This window comes from Pseudoalteromonas sp. c7(2019), from assembly GCF_011378625.1.
Classification (GTDB): Bacteria; Pseudomonadota; Gammaproteobacteria; order Enterobacterales; family Alteromonadaceae; genus Pseudoalteromonas; species Pseudoalteromonas arctica.
This window is the reverse complement of record NZ_WTKS01000005.1, coordinates 91,567-116,669: the sequence shown is the minus strand read 5'-3', so window position 1 is coordinate 116,669 and position 25,103 is coordinate 91,567. Positions and strand designations below refer to the sequence as shown.

At 39.4% G+C, this 25,103-nt stretch carries 17 protein-coding genes; 6 read left to right on the top strand and 11 right to left on the bottom strand.

The annotated features are described in order from the left end of the window. Positions 1-85 precede the first annotated feature (85 nt). Complete coding sequence (gene tpx, locus GQR38_RS07545) at positions 86-667, bottom strand: thiol peroxidase (RefSeq protein WP_101216785.1); 582 nt, start codon at positions 665-667, stop codon at positions 86-88. A 233-nt stretch (positions 668-900) separates the two neighbouring features. On the opposite strand from tpx, the gene GQR38_RS07540 reads away from it, so the two are divergent. Further along, positions 901-1,905 carry a response regulator gene (locus GQR38_RS07540; protein ID WP_101163959.1) on the top strand — a complete coding sequence of 335 codons (1,005 nt, stop codon included), beginning with the start codon at positions 901-903 and terminating at the stop codon, positions 1,903-1,905. A 3-nt stretch (positions 1,906-1,908) separates the two neighbouring features. After that, complete coding sequence (locus GQR38_RS07535) at positions 1,909-2,880, top strand: diguanylate cyclase (protein WP_024592692.1); 972 nt, start codon at positions 1,909-1,911, stop codon at positions 2,878-2,880. A gap of 98 nt (positions 2,881-2,978) precedes the next feature. Here the strand turns inward: GQR38_RS07535 and GQR38_RS07530 are convergent, their stop codons facing one another. The 4 genes from GQR38_RS07530 to GQR38_RS07515 form a co-directional block, all read right to left on the bottom strand. Then, positions 2,979-4,493, bottom strand: coding sequence for a SpoVR family protein (locus GQR38_RS07530; protein ID WP_165722489.1), 1,515 nt, complete (start codon positions 4,491-4,493; stop codon positions 2,979-2,981). A 19-nt stretch (positions 4,494-4,512) separates the two neighbouring features. Beyond that, positions 4,513-5,796 carry a YeaH/YhbH family protein gene (locus tag GQR38_RS07525; RefSeq protein WP_165722491.1) on the bottom strand — a complete coding sequence of 428 codons (1,284 nt, stop codon included), beginning with the start codon at positions 5,794-5,796 and terminating at the stop codon, positions 4,513-4,515. A gap of 31 nt (positions 5,797-5,827) precedes the next feature. Further along, a complete protein-coding gene (locus tag GQR38_RS07520; protein WP_165722493.1) occupies positions 5,828-7,750 on the bottom strand; it encodes a PrkA family serine protein kinase in 1,923 nt (640 codons plus the stop codon). Between the two features lie 210 nt (positions 7,751-7,960). After that, on the bottom strand, positions 7,961-8,542 hold the full coding sequence (locus GQR38_RS07515; protein WP_002960323.1) for a Fe-Mn family superoxide dismutase: 582 nt from the start codon (positions 8,540-8,542) through the stop codon (positions 7,961-7,963). 266 nt (positions 8,543-8,808) lie between these two features. Here GQR38_RS07515 and GQR38_RS07510 point away from each other — a divergent pair, with 266 nt between their 5' ends. After that, positions 8,809-9,147: a Grx4 family monothiol glutaredoxin gene (locus tag GQR38_RS07510; protein WP_004335359.1), complete on the top strand. Its 339-nt coding sequence runs from the start codon at positions 8,809-8,811 to the stop codon at positions 9,145-9,147. Positions 9,148-9,237: 90 nt separating this feature from the next. On the opposite strand, the gene GQR38_RS07505 is transcribed toward GQR38_RS07510, so the two are convergent. The 6 genes from GQR38_RS07505 to GQR38_RS07480 all read right to left on the bottom strand — a co-directional run bounded on the left by GQR38_RS07505 (position 9,238) and on the right by GQR38_RS07480 (position 16,497). Continuing rightward, positions 9,238-10,551: an ATP-binding protein gene (locus tag GQR38_RS07505; RefSeq protein WP_165722495.1), complete on the bottom strand. Its 1,314-nt coding sequence runs from the start codon at positions 10,549-10,551 to the stop codon at positions 9,238-9,240. Beyond that, positions 10,551-11,882, bottom strand: coding sequence for a sigma-54 dependent transcriptional regulator (locus GQR38_RS07500; protein ID WP_101216458.1), 1,332 nt, complete (start codon positions 11,880-11,882; stop codon positions 10,551-10,553). The genes GQR38_RS07505 and GQR38_RS07500 overlap by 1 nt, the downstream gene beginning before the upstream one ends. A 71-nt stretch (positions 11,883-11,953) precedes the next feature. After that, entirely contained in the window at positions 11,954-13,162 is a 1,209-nt protein-coding gene (locus GQR38_RS07495) for an FtsX-like permease family protein (RefSeq protein ID WP_165722497.1), read from the bottom strand. Between the two features lie 11 nt (positions 13,163-13,173). Beyond that, positions 13,174-14,487 (bottom strand): ABC transporter permease, encoded by a 1,314-nt coding sequence (locus tag GQR38_RS07490; protein WP_165722499.1) that lies wholly within the window; start codon positions 14,485-14,487, stop codon positions 13,174-13,176. 3 nt (positions 14,488-14,490) lie between these two features. Then, positions 14,491-15,201, bottom strand: a complete 711-nt coding sequence (locus tag GQR38_RS07485) for an ABC transporter ATP-binding protein (RefSeq protein ID WP_165722501.1) — start codon at positions 15,199-15,201, stop codon at positions 14,491-14,493. 42 nt (positions 15,202-15,243) lie between these two features. After that, the gene (locus GQR38_RS07480) at positions 15,244-16,497 is read right to left on the bottom strand and encodes an HlyD family efflux transporter periplasmic adaptor subunit (RefSeq protein ID WP_165722503.1); all 1,254 of its coding nucleotides are present in this window, start codon (positions 16,495-16,497) and stop codon (positions 15,244-15,246) included. 698 nt (positions 16,498-17,195) lie between these two features. Between GQR38_RS07480 and gltB the strand changes: the two genes are divergently transcribed. From gltB to GQR38_RS07465, 3 genes are all read left to right on the top strand, one after another. Continuing rightward, positions 17,196-21,653: a glutamate synthase large subunit gene (gene gltB / locus GQR38_RS07475; RefSeq protein WP_165722505.1), complete on the top strand. Its 4,458-nt coding sequence runs from the start codon at positions 17,196-17,198 to the stop codon at positions 21,651-21,653. 9 nt (positions 21,654-21,662) lie between these two features. Further along, positions 21,663-23,078 (top strand): FAD-dependent oxidoreductase, encoded by a 1,416-nt coding sequence (locus GQR38_RS07470; protein ID WP_165722507.1) that lies wholly within the window; start codon positions 21,663-21,665, stop codon positions 23,076-23,078. A 922-nt stretch (positions 23,079-24,000) separates the two neighbouring features. Further along, positions 24,001-25,023 carry a GGDEF domain-containing protein gene (locus GQR38_RS07465; protein WP_346774074.1) on the top strand — a complete coding sequence of 341 codons (1,023 nt, stop codon included), beginning with the start codon at positions 24,001-24,003 and terminating at the stop codon, positions 25,021-25,023. Positions 25,024-25,103 lie beyond the last annotated feature (80 nt).

Below are 25,103 nucleotides of genomic sequence, written 5' to 3'. Positions count from 1 at the left end.
TAAAAGCACATTAAAAAACCGCCAATTGGCGGTTTTTTGTTTTAAGGCTGTTTAGCATTGCTTAATCAATGCTATTTAATCGGCTTTACAGCGTTTCAAGTTTCTCAATTACGCTGTTGTATTCTGGTTCAGTTGAAAGGCTACTAACTAATTGTTTATAAATGACGTTATGGCTTTCATCTAAAATAAATACAGTTCGCGTTAATAAGCCCATATCTTTAATAATCAATCCGTATTTTTGGCCAAAATCGCGCCAAACAGAATCTGATAACGTAGTGATTTTATCGATATTTTCAGCTTTGCAAAAACGCTTTTGAGCAAATGGTAAATCAGCACTAATTGTTAGCATTACAACACTTGGAAATTGCGAGGCTACTTTTTCATTGAAATGCTTAGTTTGCAGGCTACAAATACCTGTATCAAGACTTGGCACTACACTTATCAATACAGCTTGGCCTTTGTAATCCTCAAGCGTTACAGGGATGAAGTTGTCATCAACTACTTTGAAATTTGGCGCGCTATCTCCAACAGAGATCCCTTTGCCTAATAAAGTGACTGGTTTGCCTTGTGCAGATACTTTTCCTATGTCTAGCGTGTTTTCTGGGTAATCGGCTGCAATAGCCACAGAGCAAAATGCGCTCAAAGCAAAGGTAAGTGAACGTAACATAAGGTATTTCCTTTTAAATTAACGCAATGGGCGTCAGTGTATTATACTGCGCTATAGTAACCAAGAGATTATACCGCTCTGATGAAGTTGGGATTAGTTCTGCAATATAAAAATTGTAACTGTGCTAAACTTTGATTAACATGAAGTTACAAAATATATCTTCAATAATAAAAATAAAAACCATCATAAAATGATTTTAATGCTCATTACTGGTTTAGAAACAGAGAGATAATATGTCAACATCGGTACTAATATGTGATGACTCAAAATTAGCTAGGCGTCAGCTAGCTCGTTCATTACCTGAAGATTGGGATATTAAAGTTGAATTTGCACTCGACGGCGTTGATTGCATAAAGCAAATAAAGTTAATTGAACCAGAAATACTTTTTCTCGATTTAAACATGCCTGAAATGGATGGGTATGAAGTATTAATCGCTATGAAAGAACAGGGGCTAAACATACTCACTGTTGTTGTCTCTGGTGATATACAGCCAAGTGCACATCAAAGAGTGCTTGAACTGGGTGCTATCGATTTTATTCAAAAACCATGCTCCCCCGAAAAACTAGCCAATATAATCGAACATCATGGAATAAAAGATAAAGCCATGCGTGAGCGTCTCTCTCATTCGCTTGGAGAGCAAGTCGACCCTGATGTTCGGGATATATACCAAGAACTCACTAACGTTGCTATGGGACAGGCTGGGGATTTACTTGCACGTCTTCTTAATGTGTTCGTAGAACTCCCAATTCCTAATGTGAATATTTTGGAAGTTAATGAACTCGATATGGCGCTGCAGTCTATAGATAATAATGCAGCTACATCGGGTGTGTGTCAGGGCTTTATTGGCGGTGGCATTTCGGGCGAGGCGCTATTACTTTTAAATGATTCAAGCTTTAAAGAAATAGCTTCTTTGATGAATTATGACGGCGAGTTAAACGATAAAATTGAACTTGAGCTGCTTATGGATATTAGTAATATTTTGATAGGCGCTATTTTAACGGGTCTTTCAAAACAGCTCGATATGTCATTTAGTCAAGGGCACCCGATTGTACTTGGCCAACACAGAGATGTATCTGAGTTGGTTAAATCAAACAAGTCACGTTGGCAACGCACCCTTGCAATAGAAATTAGTTACGGTATTGAAAACCATGATATAAATTGCGACCTCATGCTGTTATTTACTGAAGATTCACTTAAAACTTTGAAATACAAAGTTGCTTACCTATTAGAAGATTAAGTTATGGCCGCTGATTTAGAAATGAATGAGATCCATTGGTTAATGGATATGTTTAATACCGTTGATGTAGGCCTTGTAGTACTTGATAGAGATTATAAGGTGTGTGTATGGAATGGTTTTATGGAAAACCATTCAGGGCTTCTACCAAGCGCAGTAAAAGATAAAGACCTATTTGATTTATTTCCAGCAATAGACGAAAAATGGTTTAGAAGTAAATCAGAATCGGTTTTTGTTTTAAAAAACCGCTCTTTTACGATTTGGGAGCAGCAGCCATACATTTTTAGGTTTAAAAATTATAGACCTATTACTGGTAAAGCTGATTACATGTATCAAAATGCGACATTTATCCCTCTTACAAATACGATGGGCGAAGTTAGCCATATTTGTATTATTTTGTATGATGTAACAGATGTCGCGGTAAATAAAAAAGAGCTTGAAGAGTTAAACAAAAAATTAGAACAAGTAAGTCAAACAGATAGCTTAACGCAGCTTGCAAACCGTGGACACTGGGAAGGTACGCTACGCCAAGAGTTTTTGAGAGTTAAGCGAAGTGGTGGCTGTAGTACATTATTAATGTTTGATATTGACCACTTTAAAAAAATAAATGATGAATATGGCCATAGCTGTGGTGATGAATCGCTTCGTCATTTATCTAACTTACTACGTACGACGCTGCGCGAAACTGATGTTGCAGGGCGCTATGGCGGTGAAGAGTTTGCAGTAACATTACTTGATACAGATAAAGAAGGCGCTTTTGTATTTGCTGAGCGTTTAAGGGTATTGATTGAAACTAACCCTGTTAAGTATAAACACTTTGAAATAACAATGACGGTAAGTATAGGGCTGGCTGGTAGCAGTAATGATTTTAAAAATCATGAGCGCTGGATAGAGGCTGCAGATAAAGCACTGTACCAATCTAAAAATACAGGGCGAAATAAAGTAATAGCCTACGAAGATATAAAAAATGACGCTTAAGCGTCATTTTTTATATCCAGAATTTAGGGTTAATAATAGGGTGTTTTTTACAATCTGCTGAGCAAACCCAATCAGTATAAAAATTTTATTGCCCTTCATTATTGTGTTGTGTGTCGAGAGTCATCTATTGGGCATTGACCAATCATTGAAACCTCACCAGAATTTGACTCTTGCTCTAGTTTTACTTTAAAGCCCCATAATCTGTAAAGATGCTTAAGTACTTCCTCGTGCGAGTTTGCTAAAGGAATGTTGTTATGAGGTACATAGCGTAGGGTTAGTGAACGGTCACCTCTAATATCAACGTCATATACTTGAATGTTGGGCTCATGATTACTCAAGTTGTACTGCGCTGAGAGCGCTTCTCTTACAGCTTTATAACCATTGTCGTTATGTATTGCGCCAATTTCTAAATGGGGATTATTAGTATGATCAATAATAGTAAATAATTTAAAATCACGAATTAACTTAGGCGATAAAAACTGGCTAATAAAACTCTCATCTTTAAAGTTTTCCATTGCAAAATGCAGTGTATCTAGCCAATTACTGCCTGCATATTCAGGAAACCAGCGTTTATCTTCTTCAGTTGGGTGCTCACATATTCTGCGAATATCAACCATCATATTAAAGCCTAAAGCATATGGGTTAATGCCTGAATAATACTTACTGTTATAAGGTGGCTGATAAACTACGTTGGTGTGGCTTTGTAAAAATTCTAACATGAAAGAGTCGGTGAGTTTTCCCTCATCATATAAGTGATTAAGGATGGTGTAATGCCAAAAAGTTGCCCAACCTTCATTCATTACTTGAGTTTGTTTTTGTGGGTAAAAGTATTGCGAAATTTTACGAACAATACGTATAACTTCACGTTGCCAAGAGTCGAGTAATGGGGCGTTTTTTTCAATAAAATATAAAATATTCTCTTGGGGTTCAGAAGGGAAATGGCGTACTTTTTTTTTGGTTTCTTGTTGTTGCTCAGGAATAGTTCGCCATAATTCGTTTACTTGCGATTGAAGGTAGTCTTCACGCTCTTGTTGACGTTTTTGCTCTTCAAATAACGATATTTGTTGTGGACGTTTGTAGCGATCGACTCCGTAATTCATTAATGCATGACATGAGTCGAGCAGGGCTTCTACTTGTGTAATACCGTGTTTTTCTTCACAGCGACTTATGTAGTTTTTAGCAAATACCAAGTAATCAATAATTGAGCCAGCATCGGTCCAGGTTTTAAATAAGTAGTTACCTTTAAAAAATGAGTTATGTCCGTAACATGCATGTGCCATTACAAGCGCTTGCATAGGTAGGGTATTTTCTTCCATTAAGTACGCAATACAAGGGTCTGAATTTATCACTATTTCGTAAGCAAGGCCCATTTGTCCGCGCTTATAATTTTGCTCTGTTTGAATAAATTTCTTACCGTAAGACCAATGGCTGTAGCCAATAGGCATGCCAACGCTTGAATAAGCATCCATCATCTGCTCTGCGGTTATCACTTCAATTTGGTTAGGGTATGTGTCTAACCTGTAGTGAGCTGCAACACGGGCAATTTCACTTTGGTATTCATCTAATAAATCAAAGGTCCAATCTGGGCCATCACTCAATCGTTTGTCTTTCATAATGCTACCTCGCTTTGGGCTATGCAGAGTTTTGCTGTTGACGACCTTTTTTAAATAGCTCCCTGAAAATAGGGTAAATATCTTCAACGCTTTGAATATGCTGTATGGCGAAATTATTATGACTGTGTGTTATAGATTCATATTCGCGCCATAGGCTTTGATGGGCACGAGTAGTTATTTCAATATAAGCAAAATAACGCACTGCGCTTAAGAGCTTATTACGCAAAATTTCACCACACTGCGGGGTGTCGTCCGCCCAGTTATCGCCATCAGAGGCTTGTGCGGCGTATACATTCCACTCGTTTGCGTGATAACGCTCTTTTATTATTTCGTTCATCAATTTAAGTGCACTTGAAACAATAGTGCCGCCAGTTTCTTGGGAATAAAAAAACTCTTGCTCGTCTACTTCTTTTGCTTGTGTGTGGTGGCGAATATAAACAACTTCTATGTCTTTATAGCTGCGCGTTAAAAATTGATAGAGCAAAATATAAAAACGCTTTGCCATGTCTTTTGTTGGCTGATCCATTGAGCCTGACACATCCATAATACAAAACATCACGGCTTTGCTGGTGGGGTGAGGGCGCTTTTCGTAATTACGAAAACGTAAATCGTAGTTATCAATAAACGGGACCGATTTAATTTGTAGTTTTAATGCTGCAATTTCTTTTTGTAATAAAGCAATTGCCGCTTTATCGTTATGTGGACCAGCAAGCAGCAGAGCAAGTTGTTCTTCGAGCTCTTTTAAACGGCGTTTTTTACCTGCACTCATGGCAACACGCCGTGCAAGCGAGCCTTGTAATGAGCGGACAATATCAATATTGCTAGGCATACCATCACTACAAAACCCTGCGCGATGGGTTTTCATTTGCACTAACTTATCAAGCTGGTTCTCTTGTAAGTTAGGAAGTTCTAAATCTTCAAACAGTAAATCAAGGTATTCATCTTTTGATATCGAAAATACAAATTCATCTTGCCCTTCGCCCGAATCGCTGGCGTCACCTTCACCGGCACCGCCGCTTTGTCGGCCTGTAGGGCGCTCAATTTTATCACCTGTAGAAAACTGATCGTTGCCAGGGTGAATTTGTTCTCTATTCCCGCCTTGCCCTTGATGAAACGTGGGTTCGCTGATATCGCGCTGTGGAATAGAAATACTCTCACCAGAGCTTGAATCGGTAACGCTGCGCTTGTTAATCGCATCTGAAACCGCTTCTTTAATTTGCTTTTTATAGCGCCTAATAAAGCGCTGGCGATTAAGCGTACTTTTATTTTTTCCGTTTAAACGCCTATCTATAAAATGCGCCATATTGACCTCCTATATACTACGACTATGAAGGTTATTGCGATTTTCTAACCCGTAAATACCACTCAGAAAGCAAGCGAACTTGTTTTTGTGTATAGCCTTTTTCGACCATACGGTTCACAAAGTCTTCGTGCTTTTGCTGATCCTCTGCAGACGTTTTAGTATTAAACGAAATTACGGGGAGCAAATCTTCGGTATTAGAGAACATTTTTTTCTCAATAACCGTGCGTAGTTTTTCGTAGCTTGTCCATAGTGGGTTTTTACCGTTGTTGTGCGCACGGGCACGCAGTACAAAGTTCACTATTTCATTTCGGAAATCTTTAGGGTTAGAAATACCCGCCGGCTTTTCTATTTTTTCAAGTTCGGCATTAAGTGCCTCACGGTCAAATAGTTGTCCTGTATCAGGGTCGCGATATTCTTGGTCTTGTATCCAAAAGTCTGCATAAATAACATAACGGTCAAAAATATTTTGCCCGTATTCTGAATACGATTCTAAATAGGCGGTTTGCAGCTCTTTACCTATAAACTCAACATACTGTGGAATTAAATAGCCTTTTAGAAAGCTTAAATAACGCTCTTCTATTTCGCTTGAAAATTGTTCGCGCTCTATTTGTTGCTCAAGTACATAGAACAAGTGCACCGGATTTGCGGCAACCTCAGTGGTATCAAAGTTAAACACACGAGATAAAATTTTAAACGCAAAGCGAGTAGAGAGCCCCGTCATGCCTTCATCAACACCTGCGTAATCACGATACTCTTGATACGATTTTGCTTTAGGGTCGGTGTCTTTTAGAGTTTCGCCATCGTATACCCGCATTTTTGAATAGATACTTGAATTTTCTGGCTCTTTTAAACGTGATAGCGTCGTAAATTGCGCCAATGTTTTAAGTGTACCTGGTGCGCATGGCGCGTTGTATAGCTCGCTGTGCTCAAGTAATTTGTCGTAAATTTTAATTTCTTCAGTTACACGTAAGCAGTAAGGTACTTTTACAATATAAACACGGTCTAAAAATGCTTCGTTGTTTTTATTGTTTTTAAAAGTTTGCCACTCAGACTCATTAGAGTGAGCGAGGATCATGCCATTAAAGGGCAGAGCACTAATGCCTTCTGTTCCGTTGTAGTTACCCTCTTGGGTTGCGGTAAGTAAAGGATGCAGCACTTTAATAGGTGCTTTAAACATTTCTACAAATTCCATCAGCCCTTGGTTAGCTAAACATAAAGAGCCAGAGTAGGCGTATGCATCAGGATCGTTTTGGGCAAAGTGCTCAAGCTGGCGAATATCGACTTTACCCACTAGCGCCGAAATATCTTGGTTGTTTTCATCTCCAGGTTCGGTTTTGGCAATGCCTATTTGGTTTAAAATTGAGGGGTAGCGCTTAACCACTCTAAACTGGCTAATATCACCATTGAATTCTTTTAAGCGTTTGCCAGCCCAAGGCGACATAATGGTTTTTAAGTAGCGCGGTTTAATACCGTATTCTTGCTTAAGTACCTCGGCGTCCTCTATTGGGTCAAATAATGCAAGAGGATGGTCGTTTACCGGAGAGCCTTTAATTGAATAAATAGGCACTTGTTGCATTAAATATTTTAGTTTTTCGGCAATGGATGATTTACCCCCACCAACAGGTCCAAGTAAATAAAGCACTTGTTTGCATTCTTCAAGCCCTTGGGCGGCGTGTTTTAAATAAGAGACTATTTGCTCAATGGCGTCTTCCATACCATAAAAATCAGCAAAGGCAGGGTAGCGCGCAACTACTCTATTAGAAAATAACCGGCTTAGTCGTGCATCCGTTGCGGTATCTACCATGTTTGGTTCGCCAATTGCCATGAGTAGGCGTTCTGGTGCGCTGGCGTAGGCAGACTTATCGGTTTTACAAATCTCAAGAAATTCAGCGATACTGTATTCTTCTTCCTGTGCCGCTTCGTATCGTGCTTGGTAATGCTCAAAAATCGTCATAATAACCTCCGAAACCCGCTGTAAAAAGGTGCTTACCTTTTAAAGTCTAGTCACGAATCTGTATTTTTGTGCAATAAAATTAAAAATTTAAGTGAAAAAAGATCATGTTACTAAAAGTGTTTTATTAAATGATGAGGCGCTTAGGTGTGATAAACAAGAAACAAAAAAAGACGCCTAAGCGTCTTTTTTACATTAGCGTTTAAAGGCTAATTAAGCGAAGTTAGCGTTCGCGAATTCCCAGTTAACAAGCGACCAAAAACCTTTAAGGTAATCTGGACGAACGTTACGGTAATCAATGTAGTAAGCGTGTTCCCATAAATCCACTGTAAGGATTGGAGTAACGCCATCATCAGTTAATGGTGTAGCAGCGTTAGATGTATTAACGATGTCTAGTGAACCATCAGCAAGCTTAACTAACCACGTCCAGCTTGAACCAAAGTTATTTACTGCTTTGTCATTTAATGCATCTTTAAACGCATCAAAAGAACCCCATTTGGCGTTGATTGCATCAGCAACTGCGCCAGTAGGCTCGCCGCCGCCGTTTGGAGATAAGCTGTTCCAGTAAAAAGTATGGTTCCAGATTTGTGCTGCGTTGTTAAATACGCCGCCTTCTGATGAACATACGATCTCTTCTAGAGATTTGTTTTCAAACTCAGTACCAGGGATTAAACCATTAAGCTTAACCACGTAAGTGTTGTGGTGTTTGCCATGGTGAAACTCTAGTGTTTCTTTTGAAATATGTGGCTCAAGTGCGTCGATTGCATATGGTAGTGACGGTAGTTCAAATGCCATTTTTTTATCTCCATCTTCTTTGGTTGATAGTCCATTTGGTAATACGTAATGCCTGTTGAAACAGAGCAGTTACCTATACCAAGCGGTAATATAGTGTTACTATAATTGTTGAGTATTTTACTCAAGTTTAAGCAAACAGCAATGCTATTGCGAAAGACTATTTCAATTGCGGCTTTATTTGCCCATATTAAGTTATATATTTGTGGTCACGATGAGTTATTTTCAAGACCTAAATATATTTAGCTATCGTTACTTTGAGGTTGTAGATGGAAACCATTGATAAAATTAAACAGCAAATTTCAGAAAACCCAATAATCCTTTTCATGAAAGGGTCACCAAAATTACCTAATTGTGGTTTTTCTTCACAAGCATCGCAAGCGTTAATGTCATGTGGTGAACCATTTGCATACGTTGATATTTTACTTAATCCAGACATTCGTGCTGAGCTTCCAGCATACGCAAATTGGCCAACATTCCCGCAATTATGGGTAGATGGCGAATTAGTTGGTGGTTGTGACATTATTATCGAAATGTTTCAACGCGGTGAATTACAGCCGTTAATTACAGAAACTGCTGCTAAATATAAAGAAGCTGACGCAGAGTAATTTTATTACTCAACCTGCTATCAGGTTATTAAGCTCTTTAAACACAAAGCCACTTTTTAAGTGGCTTTGTTGTTTTTAATTTTTGTGAATTTACGAATAGGGAAGGCTCACTTGTACGTTTAAGCCGCCCTCTATTTTGTTGTGTAAACTTATATGCCCCTGGTGCGCTTCTGCTATTTCTCTGCATAAGGCTAGCCCTAAACCACTCCCCGTACTTTTTGTAGAATAAAAGGGCACTAAAGCATTTGCCATTACTTGCTCGCTCATACCTTTGCCGCAGTCGCTCACATTTATAACACAAGCTTGGGGTACAAATTCGACCTGAATATGTATTTCATTGGAGTTGGAGCCTGACTCGTGTGAATTTTTTAATAAGTTTATGAGCAGCTGCTCGAGTTGGGCTTGATCAGCTTGTAATTCATTGTGTGAATTTTTTATTTTGTAGCTAAATTGCCAGTGATTTTTTAAATTATTGAGTGTGTTTTGCCAGTTAATCCGTGTTTTTTGTGGCTGAGGTAATTTAGCAAACTTGCCATAGCCTTGTACAAATTCAGTTAAATGACTAATTCGCTCATTAATAGTTGCAAATACACGGGCAAGGCGGGGCTCATCAACTTTATTTGCGAGCAATTGTGCGCTATGTAACATGGACGACATAGGGCCGAGTGAATTATTCAACTCGTGGCTGATAATGCGTATTACCTTTTTCCACACGGCAACTTCTTGGCGACTAAGCTCACGGGTTAATTGTTTGAATATATATAAATGATGCTTTTGGTTATTGAGTAAAAACTCCCCGGTGGCTAAATGCCAAGTTTGCGAGTCTTGATTCTCTATTTCTATATTAAAGAGGCCATCAACACCGTGCTCTATAGCTGCTATTAATTGCAGGGGCGAATTTTCGAGTAATTTACTTAGCTGCATACCTTCAAGGCGGGTTGCGCTATTAAATAAACTACGGCTAATTAAATTACTAAATACCACCGTATTATTATCATTGACCAGTAATAATGCTTGCGGCGAGCTTTGCAATACTTTATCAAGCATTAACTCGCGCTGGTAAATCCATTGTTTTTCTTGGCGAAGCTGTTTAGCGGTTTGATTATAAAGTCGGCATAGTTTTCCAAGTTCATCATTACTTTTATACGCTAGTAAGCTGGAGAGCTCACCATCTTTAAAATTAAGCAACCCGGTTTCGAGCGATTGCATGCCAAGCTTTATTGGTTTGGTGAGAGCTCTTGAAAGCAAGGTGCTAAATGCAAGCGTTAGTAATATTAAAAACAGAGTGTAGTACATATCAAAACCACTAAGTGCGGCAATAATAAAAACAGGCAGCGCGCTACAAAGTGCGCAAATTAACACAACCTTTTGGCTTAGGGTAAAGTGGCTAATAATGTTTGGCATTAATAATCAATATCCATTTTTTGTAATCGACGATAAAGAGCTTGTCGGCTTAAACCAAATTCACGGGCCACTTTGGCTATAACACCTTGATGAGCGCGCATTGCGTGTTCTATTTCTTGTTTGGTCGGTTCTGCTTTTGCTTCTTGTTGAGCAGTAACCGATGACGAAAGTGCAAAGTCATCGACTGTAAGCGCACCTGTTGGTTTTAGTACCGCTACACGTTTACAAGCATTTTCTAGCTCTCGAACGTTACCTGGCCATTTATAATGTTGAAGTGCTTGCTCTGTGTTTATAGTCAGCTCTCGGTGAGGTAAGAAGTGGCTAATGAGTGCTAAAACATCATCTTGCCTTTCGCTAAGGGCAGGCACATTGAGTTCAATTACATTAAGGCGATAATATAAGTCTTCCCTAAATCGACCTTGTTCAATTGCTTGTAGTAAGTTTTCGTTAGTAGCCGATATTACTCGCACATTTACTTTTTGTGTTTGTGTTGAGCCTAAACGTTCAAACTCGCCGGTTTGTACTACGCGTAGTAATTTTATTTGTCCTGAAAGTGGTAAATTACCAATTTCATCTAAAAATAACGTACCGCCATCAGCTGCTTCAAATCGACCAATACGTTGTTTAGTTATCCCCGTGTATGCGCCAGCTTCAGCGCCAAAAAGTTCGGCTTCTATAAGTTCTTGTGGTAGTGCGCCTGCGTTTACCTTAATAAAAGGTTGCGATACAAGTGGGGAGTTTTTTTGAATGATATGCGCAATGCACTCTTTACCACTTCCATTAGGGCCTGTAATTAATGCAGATATATCAGATTTAGCTACTTGTAGCGCCATAGTGACCAGTCGTTCCATAGCCGTGCTTTTAAATATTAGCCCGGCAAGGTCTGCGCTTTTAAATGTACCTTCACGCTCTTGTTGATGGCGATTATGTGTCGCCACTATTTTTTTAGCACAGCCTAGCTCTATTAAGTTACTGATACAAACTAGTAGTTTTGCATCATCCCAGGGTTTTGGTAAGTAATCGGCAGCACCTGCTTTTACAAGCTCAATAGCGGTAGCAAGTTCGGTCCAGGCTGTAATAAGTATAATAGGGAGGTGTGGGTTTATTTCTCGTAGTTCATAAAACAACGTTTTACCTTCTTCGCCAGAGGTTGTGTCGCTGGTAAAGTTCATGTCTTGAATTACAAGCTCAATTCGCTGATAGCGAACTATTTGCAGAGCATCAAACGGATTTGTTGCAGTGACTACCGAAAAGTCGTGGATCTCGAGCAATAACGAAAGTGCGTCGAGTACTGCTTGGTTATCATCAACAATGAGTATTTTATGAGTCATAGGTTATTTTTATAATTTTTTAATGGCTACACTGCCTTACTAAGCAGTGTAGCATAGTGATTTACATATTATTAAATAGTGCGAGTTGCGATACTGGGCGAAATATTAGCAGCGCGTTTAGCCGGCGCTAATACCGCAAGTAAGCTCATTAAAAATACGGCAATGGCGGTAACGGCTATATAACTTGGCGGTAGTGCAGCTACAGAAAAATACTGCATTAACATTTTCCCAAGCAGTATTGCTGTTACTACACCTAAGGCTAAACCTAGGCTACAAATTAATGCATTTTCTACTAAAAAGTAGCTAACAATAGCTGACTTTCTTGCGCCAAGAGCTCTGCGTGTACCAATTTGCTTAGTACGTTTGCTAATATTAAATAAGGTTAAGCCAAAAATACCGAGAGCGGTTATAAGCACTAAAATAGTGATTAATACTATGAGCATGCGCATCATGAGGCGATCTTGAGCGGTATACTCATTTTTTAATTCATCAAGTCCTTTAATGTTATTAATAACGCGTTTGCTGTAATTTTCGAGCATAGCATTTTCTATTTCTTTCATTACAGCTGCTCGCTGACCAGGCTCTGTACGAACGGCAACTTGTGCATAACTTGCTGCTTTAATATAAGGAATAAACGCAAGATTATCGGGTTTACTGTCTTTGAGCCACGGGCCTTTCATGTTTCCGATCACGCCAATAATTTTAAGTGGTAGGTCGCCAAAATAAACTATTTTCCCTAAACCATCTCCATCAGGGTAGAGCTCATCAAGTAAGGCTTTAGTGACTATAGTGACGTTGGTGCGCTTTTGTGTAATTTCGTTTGTAACGAGCACTTCATCTTCGGTAAAGTTTCGCCCTGCAATCAAGTTAACGCCGTAGGTATTAATTGCGTGGTCATCTATAAAAAAATAAGCGGTCCTGACACTTAGGCCTTCTTGTGGAGCAGGTTTTAAATTAAAGCTCGAAGCGCTGCCACTCCCTGATAGTGGAATACTACTGCTTAATGCGGCATCGACCACGCCTGGCATTTTTCTAAGCATGCTTTCATCAAGCTCAAACTGCTGACTTAAGTTAATATCAGTACCAAAGGTCATTACATTAAACTTAAATATATCTTGTTCAGGGTAGCCCGTTTCTTGGTTTAAATAGCTAATTCTGTCTTGAATGATAAATGCAGCATTACTGACTATTGCCGTTGTGATTGCAATTTGAATTAGCAGTAATACAGCGCCCACCTTTGAGCGGCATAAGGCGTTGAATATAGGTTTTATTTCTAACATTGTTAAATTCCTTATTGGCTCTTAAGATAAATGGCAGGGTTGGTTTTGCACACTAGCCAAGCTGGGTACAAACCAGCCAAAATGCAGGTTGTAATTGCAATCAATGGAGCGCTCAATAGCATGGTTAAATCCATTGTCGCTAAGTTTTCATAGTAGTCGTAGCTTTGCCCTACGCCCATTAAGCCAAGTTGTGCTAGTACAATTCCTAGCATGCCACCTATAAAGCCAAGCATGGCGACCTCAACTAAGTGCTGTAAAAATATTTGCCTTTTACTAGCACCTAATGCGCGCCTTACACCTACTTCTGGCGCTCTGCGTAAAAACTTAGCTAAAAGTAAACCTAAAATATTGGCTAAGCAGACACCTAAGAACATAAAGCTCAGGCCCACTAAAATTTTATTGTCTTCGGTGACGACGTTGTTGTATTGCATCCATTGGTTTACATCGCGAAGTTTATACTCAAGTTCTTTACGATTAAATCGACCACGTTTTTGTTGTTCTTGCATGTAGGCTAATAAGTAATTTTGATAGGCTTGTTTTTGTTCAAGCGTATTTAGCTCTGCCCAAAACTGGATCCATACTTGTTCAGATTGCAGTTTATCTGCAAAGGTTGGTGTGTTTTCGTGTTTCCATCCATTGCTATTGCCCCAACTTACGAGCTCTTTTGCCTTTATTAAGCTAAAGGGCATAAATAACTCTTCTACTTGATTAAATGCACCGTTATTTAAATCATAATATTTAATATTGAGAGGCCAATGGTTAATAACACCAACTACTTGATAGCTTGCATCATCTAAATTGATAAGCTTGCCGACGGAGTTTTTTCCTGCAAATAGTTTATCGTTTATCTCTTGGGTAATAACAACTACAGGTGCGGCTGAGTTTTCTTGCTCTTTGCTCCAAGCTCCACCGTACAAAAATGACAAATTAAACATGCTAAAAAAGTCAGGCGTTGTCATGCGAGCATTACCTATAAAAGGTTTTATTTTGTCGGAGTCTAAATAAACTGAAAAGCCGGTACGCATCATAGCCACTTTTTTCTCTGACGTGGGTGCGTTTAATAAGTTCTCAGCATCTTGATAGGTCAGTTGCAGTGGCATGTTATCTTCTGTCCACCACGTACTACCATCGTCCATTGTTTGTAATTGCACACTGTAAAGTTGGCTGCTTTTTTCTGGAATAGGATCGGCCGACATCATGTGATAAACACTAAGGCTGGTCATTGTTATGCCTATACCTATCGCAATGGCAAGTACCATTAAAAAGCTAACCAGTGGGGTGCGCTTGAAGCTGCGCCAACTTAAATCTAAATAATGAATAAACATTAGTTAAACCCCCGATGCTGTTTTTATAGTTTGCGCGCCCTGATAAAGCGTAAAGTCGGCAAGTTGTCCATCAACTACTTGAATATTACGCGGAGCACGGCGGGCTAATTCGCTATCATGAGTTACCATTACAATAGTGGCACCGTCGCGATTGATTTGTTCAAGTAACTCCATAACTTGGCGAGCCATTAAGCTGTCAAGGTTACCTGTTGGCTCATCGGCAAGTAAAAAACGAGGTTCTCCGGCAAGTGCACGTGCTATTGCAACACGTTGTTGTTGACCGCCCGACAATTGTTGAGGTAAGTGCTTAGCCCTAGATGCTAAACCAACTTGTTCAAGGCATTGCTCAATTCGACGTTTCCGCTCATTTGCTTTAATCCCTCTGTAGCGAAGAGGAACTTCTATGTTTTCATATAAATTTAAATCGGGGATCAAATTAAAGCCTTGGAATATAAAGCCAATTTTTTGATTACGTAAATCAGCACGTTGGTTATCGTTTAGGCTGCCAACATTAACGCCATCCAACAGGTATTCACCTTCGTTAAAAGGCTCGAGCATACCTGCAATATTTAAAAAGGTTGTTTTTCCTGAGCCGCTAGGACCGGTAACAGCAATAAATTCGCCTTCGTTTACTTGCAGATTAAAATCTTGAAGCGCATGGGTTTGTACCATTTCTGTTTGGTATACTTTACTTACATTGTTCATTTGTAACATGGTTGTTCCTAATTATTTTTAGCGTTGGTTGAGAACGTCTGTTTAATTTAATAAAATCGTGTTGGCTTGCTTAAAGTCGCTGTAGCTTGAAATAATAATTTCATCGTTTTCTTTTAGTCCGCTTAAAAGCTCAACCGCATTAATGCTGGTGGCGCCTATTGTAATAGATATACGCTTTGCGATATTGCCATCGACTTTATAAGCTATAATTCCGCCTTGCTGCATAAATGCACCACGCTTTACTTGCATTACACCTTCTCGGTTGTCGAGTAAAATACGTGCAGTTAAGCGTTGGTTCTGACGAATGCTGTTAGTAACACCTTTAAACCGGACGCGTGCGGTTACTTCACGATTATTAACTTCTGGTGATATGGCGGATAAATTCCCCATCACTGTTTCATTGCCTAACTTAAGCTCTACTTCCATACCGAGTCCTAATTCGTTTGCGTAACTTTCAGGAACTTGGAGTTCGGCTTCAAAATTACTTAAGTCGACGAGAGTCATAAGAGGTTGGCTTTGCGTCACTGCGGCTTTTTGTTGCACTAATAGGTTACCCACGATCCCTGTAACGGTAGCCTTAATAGATAGGTTGCTTACTTTTCGGATTAAGTCATCAACGATAAGTTGTTGGCGGGTCACATCACTTTTAGCAGCTTGTAGTTCAAAAGCGAGCGTGTCTTTGGCAAGCAATACCTCTTGCTGCGCATGCTTATAGGAGAGCTTAGCTCGGGATAAATCATCAACTGCTTTTTCTAGATCAATTTGGCTAATTAAGTGCTTTTGTATTGATAACTGTGCGCGACGATTTTCGCGCTCAGCGGCGTTAAGCTCGACTTGTGCCATATCGAGTGTTTTATTTAAGGTGAGTGTTTGGCGTCTTGCTTGCAAATGCTGCCTTTGCTGTTCGCCTTCAAGTCTTTTAAGTACAGACTCCTGTTGCTTTAATTCATTAGTTAACTCAGGGCTTTGCAGCAGGGCAAGTGTGTCGCCTTGCTTTACTGTATCGCCGGCCTTTACTTTTAAATCTATAAATCCACGTTCTGGACTGTAGATTTTAGGAGCATTAGCAGCAACAATTTTACCACTGGCGGCAATGTCTCGAATGAGCGCTTTAACATGTACTTTTGCAATCTGTACTTTTGAGCGGCTAATAGAGCTTTTAGCGCTATGGCTCGTTAAAAAAATATAAGCAATTGCAGAGACCACAATGAAAAAAATCGCAGTGATTATCGCGTATTTTTTATAGCTTATAGGTGCCTTTACTTGTACGTCTTGTGCGCTGGTATCTTTAATCATTTAATTTCCCCTAAATTGCTTTTATGTATTTTTCGCACAGCAGTAATAAAGCTGCTGTGCAAATAGCGGCAATAGGAGAGAGTAAAAATAAGCTTAGAGTAAACATAGTAATTCCAATTAGCGATTATATATAAAGCTATACGATTAATATGCCAATTATTATCCTATTGATATTTAAGTGATTTTATTTTTTTGTTATTGAAATTTATGTCCGCGGACAGTTTATGTGTCCGCATCGGACATAGTTTTAAATAAAAATTCACTATTAACGTACAAAAAATGACATGAACTTTCATAACTATACTAATGAGCAGCAATAATCGGGGATGTTAAGCCATTAAAGTAATGAAATAGCATAAAACTATCTAAATGTTAACTGAATAGCCCCTCTAGCGCTGAATACTTATTCACTTTCGGTTGCCTTTACGTTTACGTAAGCTGGTATGCTGAAGACTCGTGTTTTTTACAATATGTTAAACTTGACACCAGTGTCATGAAAAAATAGTGGTTAAAATAACGCTAAATGTTAAAAATAATGATAAAAAGAAATCTTGCTATGAAGTGAGAAATATTCAAGAATGTGAATATGTATTCAAAGTGCTATTGACTCTATTTAAGATAGAGGCTAGTTTTGTCCGTCTGTTAGCAAATCGTCGAGCAGTTCATCCACGCTAACAGTGCAGCAAGGGGAGGGGTCTATGTTATACGACTCAAAGTTAGAAAAAGAAAATTGTGGCTTTGGCTTAATAGCCCAAGTTAATGGTCAAGCTAGTCATAGGCTTATTCGTACTGCTATTACGGGGCTTGATCGCATGCAGCACCGTGGTGGTATATCTGCCGATGGTAAAACAGGTGATGGCTGTGGTTTATTATTACAAAAACCAGATAGCTTTTTCCGTGCTATTGCTAGTGAACATAACTGGCACTTAGGCAAAAACTACGCAGTGGGTATGATATTTTTAAATTCAGACCCTGTTTTAGCGCAAGCTGCAAAACAAATACTTAGCGAAGAATTAGAAAAAGAAACGTTAAATATTTTAGGTTGGCGCGTTGTGCCAACTGACCCATCTATGTTGGGTCCTATTGCTGTACAGCAATTACCAGGTTTTGAACAAATTTTTGTTAGCGCGCCAGAAGGTTGGCGTTCTAAAGACTTAGAGCGTCGCTTATATGTAGCACGCCGCCGCGCTGAAAAACGCATTGTTGATGACGAAGCTTTCTATATCGCAAGTCTATCTGGTTTGGTAACTATCTATAAAGGCTTAATGATGCCTGCAGATTTACCAAATTTTTACCTAGATTTAGCTGATATTCGTATGACGAGTGCGATTTGTGTTTTCCATCAGCGCTTTTCTACTAATACTCAGCCGCGTTGGCCTTTAGCTCAACCTTTCCGCTATTTAGCACACAATGGTGAAATTAATACTATTGAAGGTAACCGCCAGTGGGCACGCGCACGCTCATATAAGTTTGCGTCACCGCTTATTCCTGATTTACAAAGCGCAGCACCGTTTGTAAACGAAACCGGCTCTGATTCATCAAGCCTAGATAATATGCTTGAGCTATTTTTAGCTGGTGGCATGGATTTATTCCGCGCTATGCGTATGCTCGTACCACCTGCATGGCAGAAAAACCGTGCAATGGACGACGATTTACGTGCATTTTACGACTTTAACTCTATGCATATGGAACCATGGGATGGCCCGGCAGGTATTGTTATGTCGGATGGTCGTTTTGCGGCTTGTAACCTTGACCGTAATGGACTTCGCCCAGCGCGTTATGTAATTACACAAGATGGCTTTATTACGCTTGCATCAGAAGTGGGTATTTGGGATTACACTGCCGATGAAGTAGTTGAAAAAGGCCGTGTTGGTCCAGGTGAATTATTAGTTATTGATACTAAGCTTGGCAAAATTTGGCACTCAGATGAAATCGATCAAGATTTAAAGTCTCGCCATCCTTACAAGTCGTGGCTTGAAGAGAACGTTAAACGTTTAGTACCATTTGAAGAGCTTACTGAGCAAGACGCCGGTAATCGCTCATTTGATGACGAAACGCTAGCTAAATATCAAAAAATGTTTGGTTATACCAACGAAGAGCTTGATAGTGTTATTCGTGTAATGGGTGAAAACGGCCAAGAAGCAACCGGCTCAATGGGTGATGACACGCCATTTGCAGTGCTTAGTGAAGGGCATCGTTCGCTTTATGATTACTTCCGCCAAAAATTTGCGCAAGTAACAAATCCACCTATCGATCCACTGCGTGAAAATCATGTAATGTCACTTGCGACATGTATTGGTAGTGAGCAAAACGTATTTAACGAAACAACAGGCCATGCTAAGCGCCTACAGTTTGATACGCCAATTTTAATGTACGCAGACATGCAGCAGCTATTAAATGCTGATGAAGCGCATTACAGCTACTGTAAAATTGATATTACCTACACAGTTGAAGAAGGTTTAGAAAATGCGGTAACGCGTATTTGTGACCAAGCACAAGAAAAAGCAGCCGCTGGTTGTATCATGCTTATTTTAACTGACCGTAACTTTAATGAAGCAAATTTGCCGATTCCAGCAGCTATGGCTGTAGGTGCGGTACAAAAACGATTAGTTGATAACAATCTTCGCTGTGAATCAAACATTATCATTGAAACCGGTAGCGTGCGTGATGCGCACCAGTTTGCTGTGTTATTAGGCTTTGGTGCTACGGCAATTTATCCATACCTTGCGTATGAATCGTTAGTTGCGATGAGCGACAGCAAAATTATTAATAAGTCGTATTGCGAAGTAACTCTTGCTTACCGTAAAGCCATTAACAAGGGCTTATACAAAATCATGTCTAAAATGGGCATAAGTACGGTTGCGTCATATCGCTGCTCAATGTTGTTTGAAGCGGTTGGTTTATCTGACGCTATTGTACAAATGTGTTTTAAAGGTGTTGCGAGTCGCATACAGGGCGCATGCTTTACCGACTTTGATGACGATCAGCAAAGCTTACACAAACTCGCTCTAAGTAAGCGTAAATTATTAAGCCACGGCGGCTTGTTTAAGTACGTACATGGCGGCGAGTATCATGCTTATAATCCTGATGTAATCCAAACCCTGCAAAAAGCAGTTCGTTCTGGTGAATACAGTGATTACAGTGAATATGCAAAACTTGTTAATACGCGTCCTATTGCCACTTTACGTGACATGCTTGCGCTTAAAATTCCAGAGCAAGGCATTAGCATCGATGATGTAGAGCCTGCAGAAAACCTATACAAGCGTTTCGATTCAGCAGCAATGAGTATTGGTGCATTATCGCCAGAAGCGCATGAGGCTCTAGCAATTGCAATGAACCGCTTAGGTGGTTGTTCAAACTCTGGTGAAGGCGGTGAAGATAAGCTGCGTTATGGTACCGAGAAAAACTCGCGTATTAAGCAAGTCGCTTCAGGTCGATTTGGCGTAACGCCGCATTACTTACGCAGTGCTGACGTTATTCAAATTAAAGTAGCGCAAGGTGCAAAACCAGGCGAAGGCGGTCAATTACCGGGTGAAAAAGTAACCCCATATATTGCTAAGCTTCGTTATTCTGTTCCAGGTGTTACGTTAATTTCGCCACCACCACATCACGATATTTACTCAATTGAAGATTTAGCGCAGCTAATTTTCGATTTAAAACAAGTAAACCCTAAAGCACTTATTTCTGTAAAACTGGTTTCAGAACCAGGCGTAGGAACCATTGCGACAGGTGTTGCTAAAGCGTATGCCGATTTAATTACTATTTCTGGCTACGATGGCGGTACAGGCGCAAGCCCACTTACTTCAGTTAAATATGCAGGTAGCCCATGGGAGCTAGGACTTGCTGAAACGCAGCAAGCCCTTGTTGAAAATGGACTGCGTCATCGCATTCGTTTGCAAACTGATGGTGGCTTAAAAACAGGTTTAGATATAATTAAAGCGGCAATTTTAGGTGCAGAAAGCTTTGGCTTTGGTACCGGCCCAATGGTTGCGCTTGGTTGTAAATACTTACGAATTTGCCATTTAAACAACTGTGCGACCGGTGTTGCAACACAAGACGAAACACTTCGTCAAAAGCATTACCACGGCTTACCAGAAATGGCGATGAACTACTTTAAGTTTATAGCGCAAGAAGCACGTGAAATCATGGCAAGCTTAGGTGTTGTAAACTTAACTGATTTAATCGGTCGTTTAGATTTGCTTGAAGCCATTGAAGGCAAAACAGCTAAACAGAAGAAAATTGATTTATCTTCCGTAATTGCTCAGCCTAATAACCCAACAGGTGAAACACTTTATTGTAGTGCGCCTAATAGCTCACATTATGTAGGAAAACTTAATGAGAGCCTACTTGCTAAGGCGCAAGACGCAATTGATGCTTCAAGCGGTATTTCACTAGTAAGTCGTATTTGTAATACCGACAGATCGGTAGGTGCAATGCTTTCTGGCTATATTGCTGATAAATATGGCAACCAAGGTATGGCGGCAGATCCTGTAGCAATTGAGCTACACGGTACTGCGGGTCAATCATTTGGTGTGTGGAATGCCGGTGGCCTTGAAATGACACTGGTTGGCGATGCAAACGATTACGTAGGTAAAGGCATGGCGGGCGGTAAGCTAGTTATTCGTCCACCACTTGGCTCGTCGTTCGAAAGTCACAAAGCCACAATTGCAGGCAACACATGTTTATACGGTGCAACAGGCGGCAAACTGTTTGCTGCAGGTTGTGCAGGCGAGCGCTTTGCAGTTCGTAACTCAGGTGTGCAAGCGGTTGTTGAAGGTGTAGGTGACAACTGTTGTGAATACATGACGGGCGGCGTTGTATGTGTACTGGGCAATGTAGGCGTTAACTTTGGCGCGGGTATGACAGGTGGTTTTGCTTATATTTTAGATGAGCGAAATGATTTTGAAAAACGCATTAATCCAGAGCTTGTCGAAATAGTAACACTAGACGAATTAACGTCGCATCAAGAACATTTACGCGGCTTAATTGCTGAGCATTTAGAGCTTACGGGTTCGTGCAGAGCAGAAAGTATTTTGGCTAACTTTGAATTGTACTTACCGATGTTCAAATTAGTAAAACCAATATCAAGTGACGTAAAAAGTTTACTCGGGCATCGCGCTCGCAGTAGTGCCGAACTACGTGTTCAGGCGCAATAAGGGGGCAGTATGAGCGAAAATGTATATCAATTTATAGACGTGCAGCGTGTAGACCCACGCAAAAAACCAATCTCGTCACGTAAAAAATCTTTCGTAGAAATTTACGAACCCTTTTCAGAGAATCAGGTTAACTCACAAGCTGACCGTTGTTTAGATTGTGGTAACCCGTACTGTGAGTGGAAATGTCCAGTACATAACTACATTCCACAATGGTTAAAGTTAATACGCACGGGCCGTATTATAGAGGCGGCTGAGCTTTCTCATCGTACAAATAGCTTACCAGAGGTCTGTGGGCGTGTTTGCCCACAAGACCGCTTGTGTGAAGGCTCGTGTACGCTCGATGAAGAGTTTGGTGCGGTTACAATAGGTAATATTGAAAAATACATTACTGATGAGGCATTTAAAATGGGCTGGAAGCCTGATATGTCTTATGTAACATGGACTGACAAAAAAGTAGCCATTATTGGTGCGGGCCCTGCAGGTTTAGGGTGTGCTGATATTTTGGTGCGTAACGGCGTTAAACCAGTAGTGTTTGATCGTCACCCAGAAATAGGTGGACTACTCACATTTGGTATTCCTTCTTTTAAACTTGAAAAATCAGTAATGCAAAAGCGCCGTGAAATTTTCACTGAAATGGGCGTAGAATTTAAGTTAAATGTTGAAGTAGGTGTTGATATTACACTTGATCAAATTTTAGCTGATTACGACGCTGTGTTTTTAGGGGTTGGTACGTATCAGAGTATGCGTGCAGGTCTTGAAAATGAAGATGCATCGGGTGTTCACGATGCATTGCCGTTTTTGATTGGTAACACGAACCGTGTAATGGGCTACGATGAGACAAAACAACCGTGTATTGATATGGCTAATCAAAAAGTAGTTGTACTTGGCGGTGGTGATACAGCGATGGACTGTGTGCGTACGTCTATTCGACAAAATGCTGCAAAAGTAACGTGTGCTTATCGTCGTGATAAAGAAAATATGCCAGGCTCTAAACGTGAAGTTAAAAACGCGAAAGAAGAAGGCGTTATATTTACGTATAACGTTCAGCCTAAAGGCATTGTATTGAACGATAAAGGTAAAGTGACCGGCGTTAAAATGGTTAAAACTAAATTAGGTGAAGCTGACGCAAAAGGCAGAAGCCGTGCTGAAGAAGTACCTGGTTCAGAGCATGTTATTGAAGCAGATCAAGTTATTATGGCGTTTGGTTTCCAGCCTCACAAAATGGATTGGTTAGAAAAATACGATGTAGAAATAAACAACTGGGGCGGTATTAACGCACCAGAGCAAGGTGAGTTTACACATCAAACTACTAACCCTAAAATATTTGCTGGTGGCGACATTGTACGTGGTTCAGATTTAGTGGTAACTGCTATTTTTGAAGGACGTAACGCTGCAGAAGGTATTATGGATTACTTAAAAGTTTAATTTTTCGTGTTAAAATAACGATATTTAAAGCAAGCCAAGTGGCTTGCTTTTTTATTTGTTTTCTCCAAATGTAATGTCAACGTAATTAGTGACAAATGGGGCTATATTTATACCACCTTTTGTATGGCTTTCTTGAACAACACCTTTTGTTAGTAACTTCATGTAGAAACCTTATATAGTAACTTTCAAAGAAACTGCTTTGTTATTATGGGTTGTTCTTTATAAGCCAAATGCGATTTCTTTGGGTATCTACTAAGCGGCTTTCAGGGCTCGTTTCATATATATAAACGTTATCGAAACTTCTTTCTTCTATGTCGTTTATATACTCTAATACCAATTCGCTTAATTAAGTGATCTATTTTGAGATAACAAAATTATGTCGATAATGAGGCTAAAGTTTCGTTACTTAGGTGTTCTCGGTAATTACCTCTACATTGCTTTGTATTCATGCAGTAGTATTTCGAAAGTTTTAACGCAGTTAGCGCCAAGTTCAATCCTTAAAATTGATTGAGTATTATCGCGGATTGGTATAATGCGTGTACTTTTTTGTAGCGGCATTTTTATTGATTAATGTGTTGTTTACTCGGTCCAGGCACAATTCATAGAATAGTTACTACCATCTTTAACTGTGCAGGTTTATATTATTTTTTGACTACCAGTCAGTTCGATTATTGCAGGAATAAAAGGGCGTACTTATATAATTTAGCAAATGGTATTAGTGCCAAGCAATTTAATATCGTAAAAATGTACTTACTTGAGATAAATGCAAGAGGCTAAAAATATGTGCACAATTGTCAGTGCTAATTACTAACCTTAATAGTTGATTTAAATATAAAGTAGGTTCATTATTGCACGCTGTTTACGGTTTGCTTACTTTATATCTATAAGTTTGCTTTTATACATTAATAAATAAATAGAAATTATGTACGAATATTCAAACAATTTAGAAAGGAAGCTCATTGTTCGGTTCTTTTCCTCAATAGGCTTTATAGCAACGTTTTCGATGGCTAGCTTAGCATTTATTAACAGTAGCTATTTATTAGCATTTACTTTGGTTGTTTCTTCGTTTGCTTACTTATCGGCGTTTAATATAGGTAGAGGTGTAGAGAAGTCTGCAACTGTAATTTTATATAACCTGTATGCACTGATGTTTTATCTTGTACTTACAGGAGGAGCACAAGGTACAGGGCCTATATGGATATTTATAGTGTCTCCTGTTACTTATTCAATTCGAGGGCTTAAACGAGGGACGTTTGATATTGTTTTATTTTTATCGGCGATTGTTCTCGGTTTCTATTGCGCTGATACATTTAATATATATGACTACAATCCTGAGCAGTTTCCAGTCAGAATCATACTCGCTTTTATAATTGTTGCATCGCTGAGTGGTTATTACGAATTTTCAAGAGAAAAATACAGCAGTAAATTAATTGCTTTAAGCCAAAAAAATGAATTTTTAGCAACTATAGATCCACTCACTAATCTGCCAAACCGTCGTTTCACTATGAATAAGCTTATAGCTTTTAAAAATGAGCTTAAAAATAATAATATTCCGTTTGTAATATTATTAGCTGATGTAGATAATTTTAAAAAAATTAATGATCAATTCGGCCATGATTTTGGCGATGAAGCTCTTATCCATTTAGCCAAAACATTTGAAAATAATATTCCGCAAAATGCGATTGCTTCACGTTGGGGCGGTGAGGAGTTTTTAATTGTGATTCCAAATGTAACCGTTGATGAGGCCGAGCTCGTTGCAGAAAAAATCCATAATGCCCTTAAAGCTTCAGCTGTAAGCTTATTTTCAGATAGTGTAAATATAACGCTAAGTATTGGCATCACAGCTGCAAACGCTGAGCGCTCAATTGACCTAGATATTAAGCATGCTGATGAACTACTTTATAAAGCAAAAGAGCAAGGTAAAAACAGAACGTGCTCTTTTTAAATGTTTATTTACTTTAATCCATTGAAAACGAATCAAGGGATGGCCTTATTTTAGCCTTTCTGCGTTTTAAGCTCATGTAG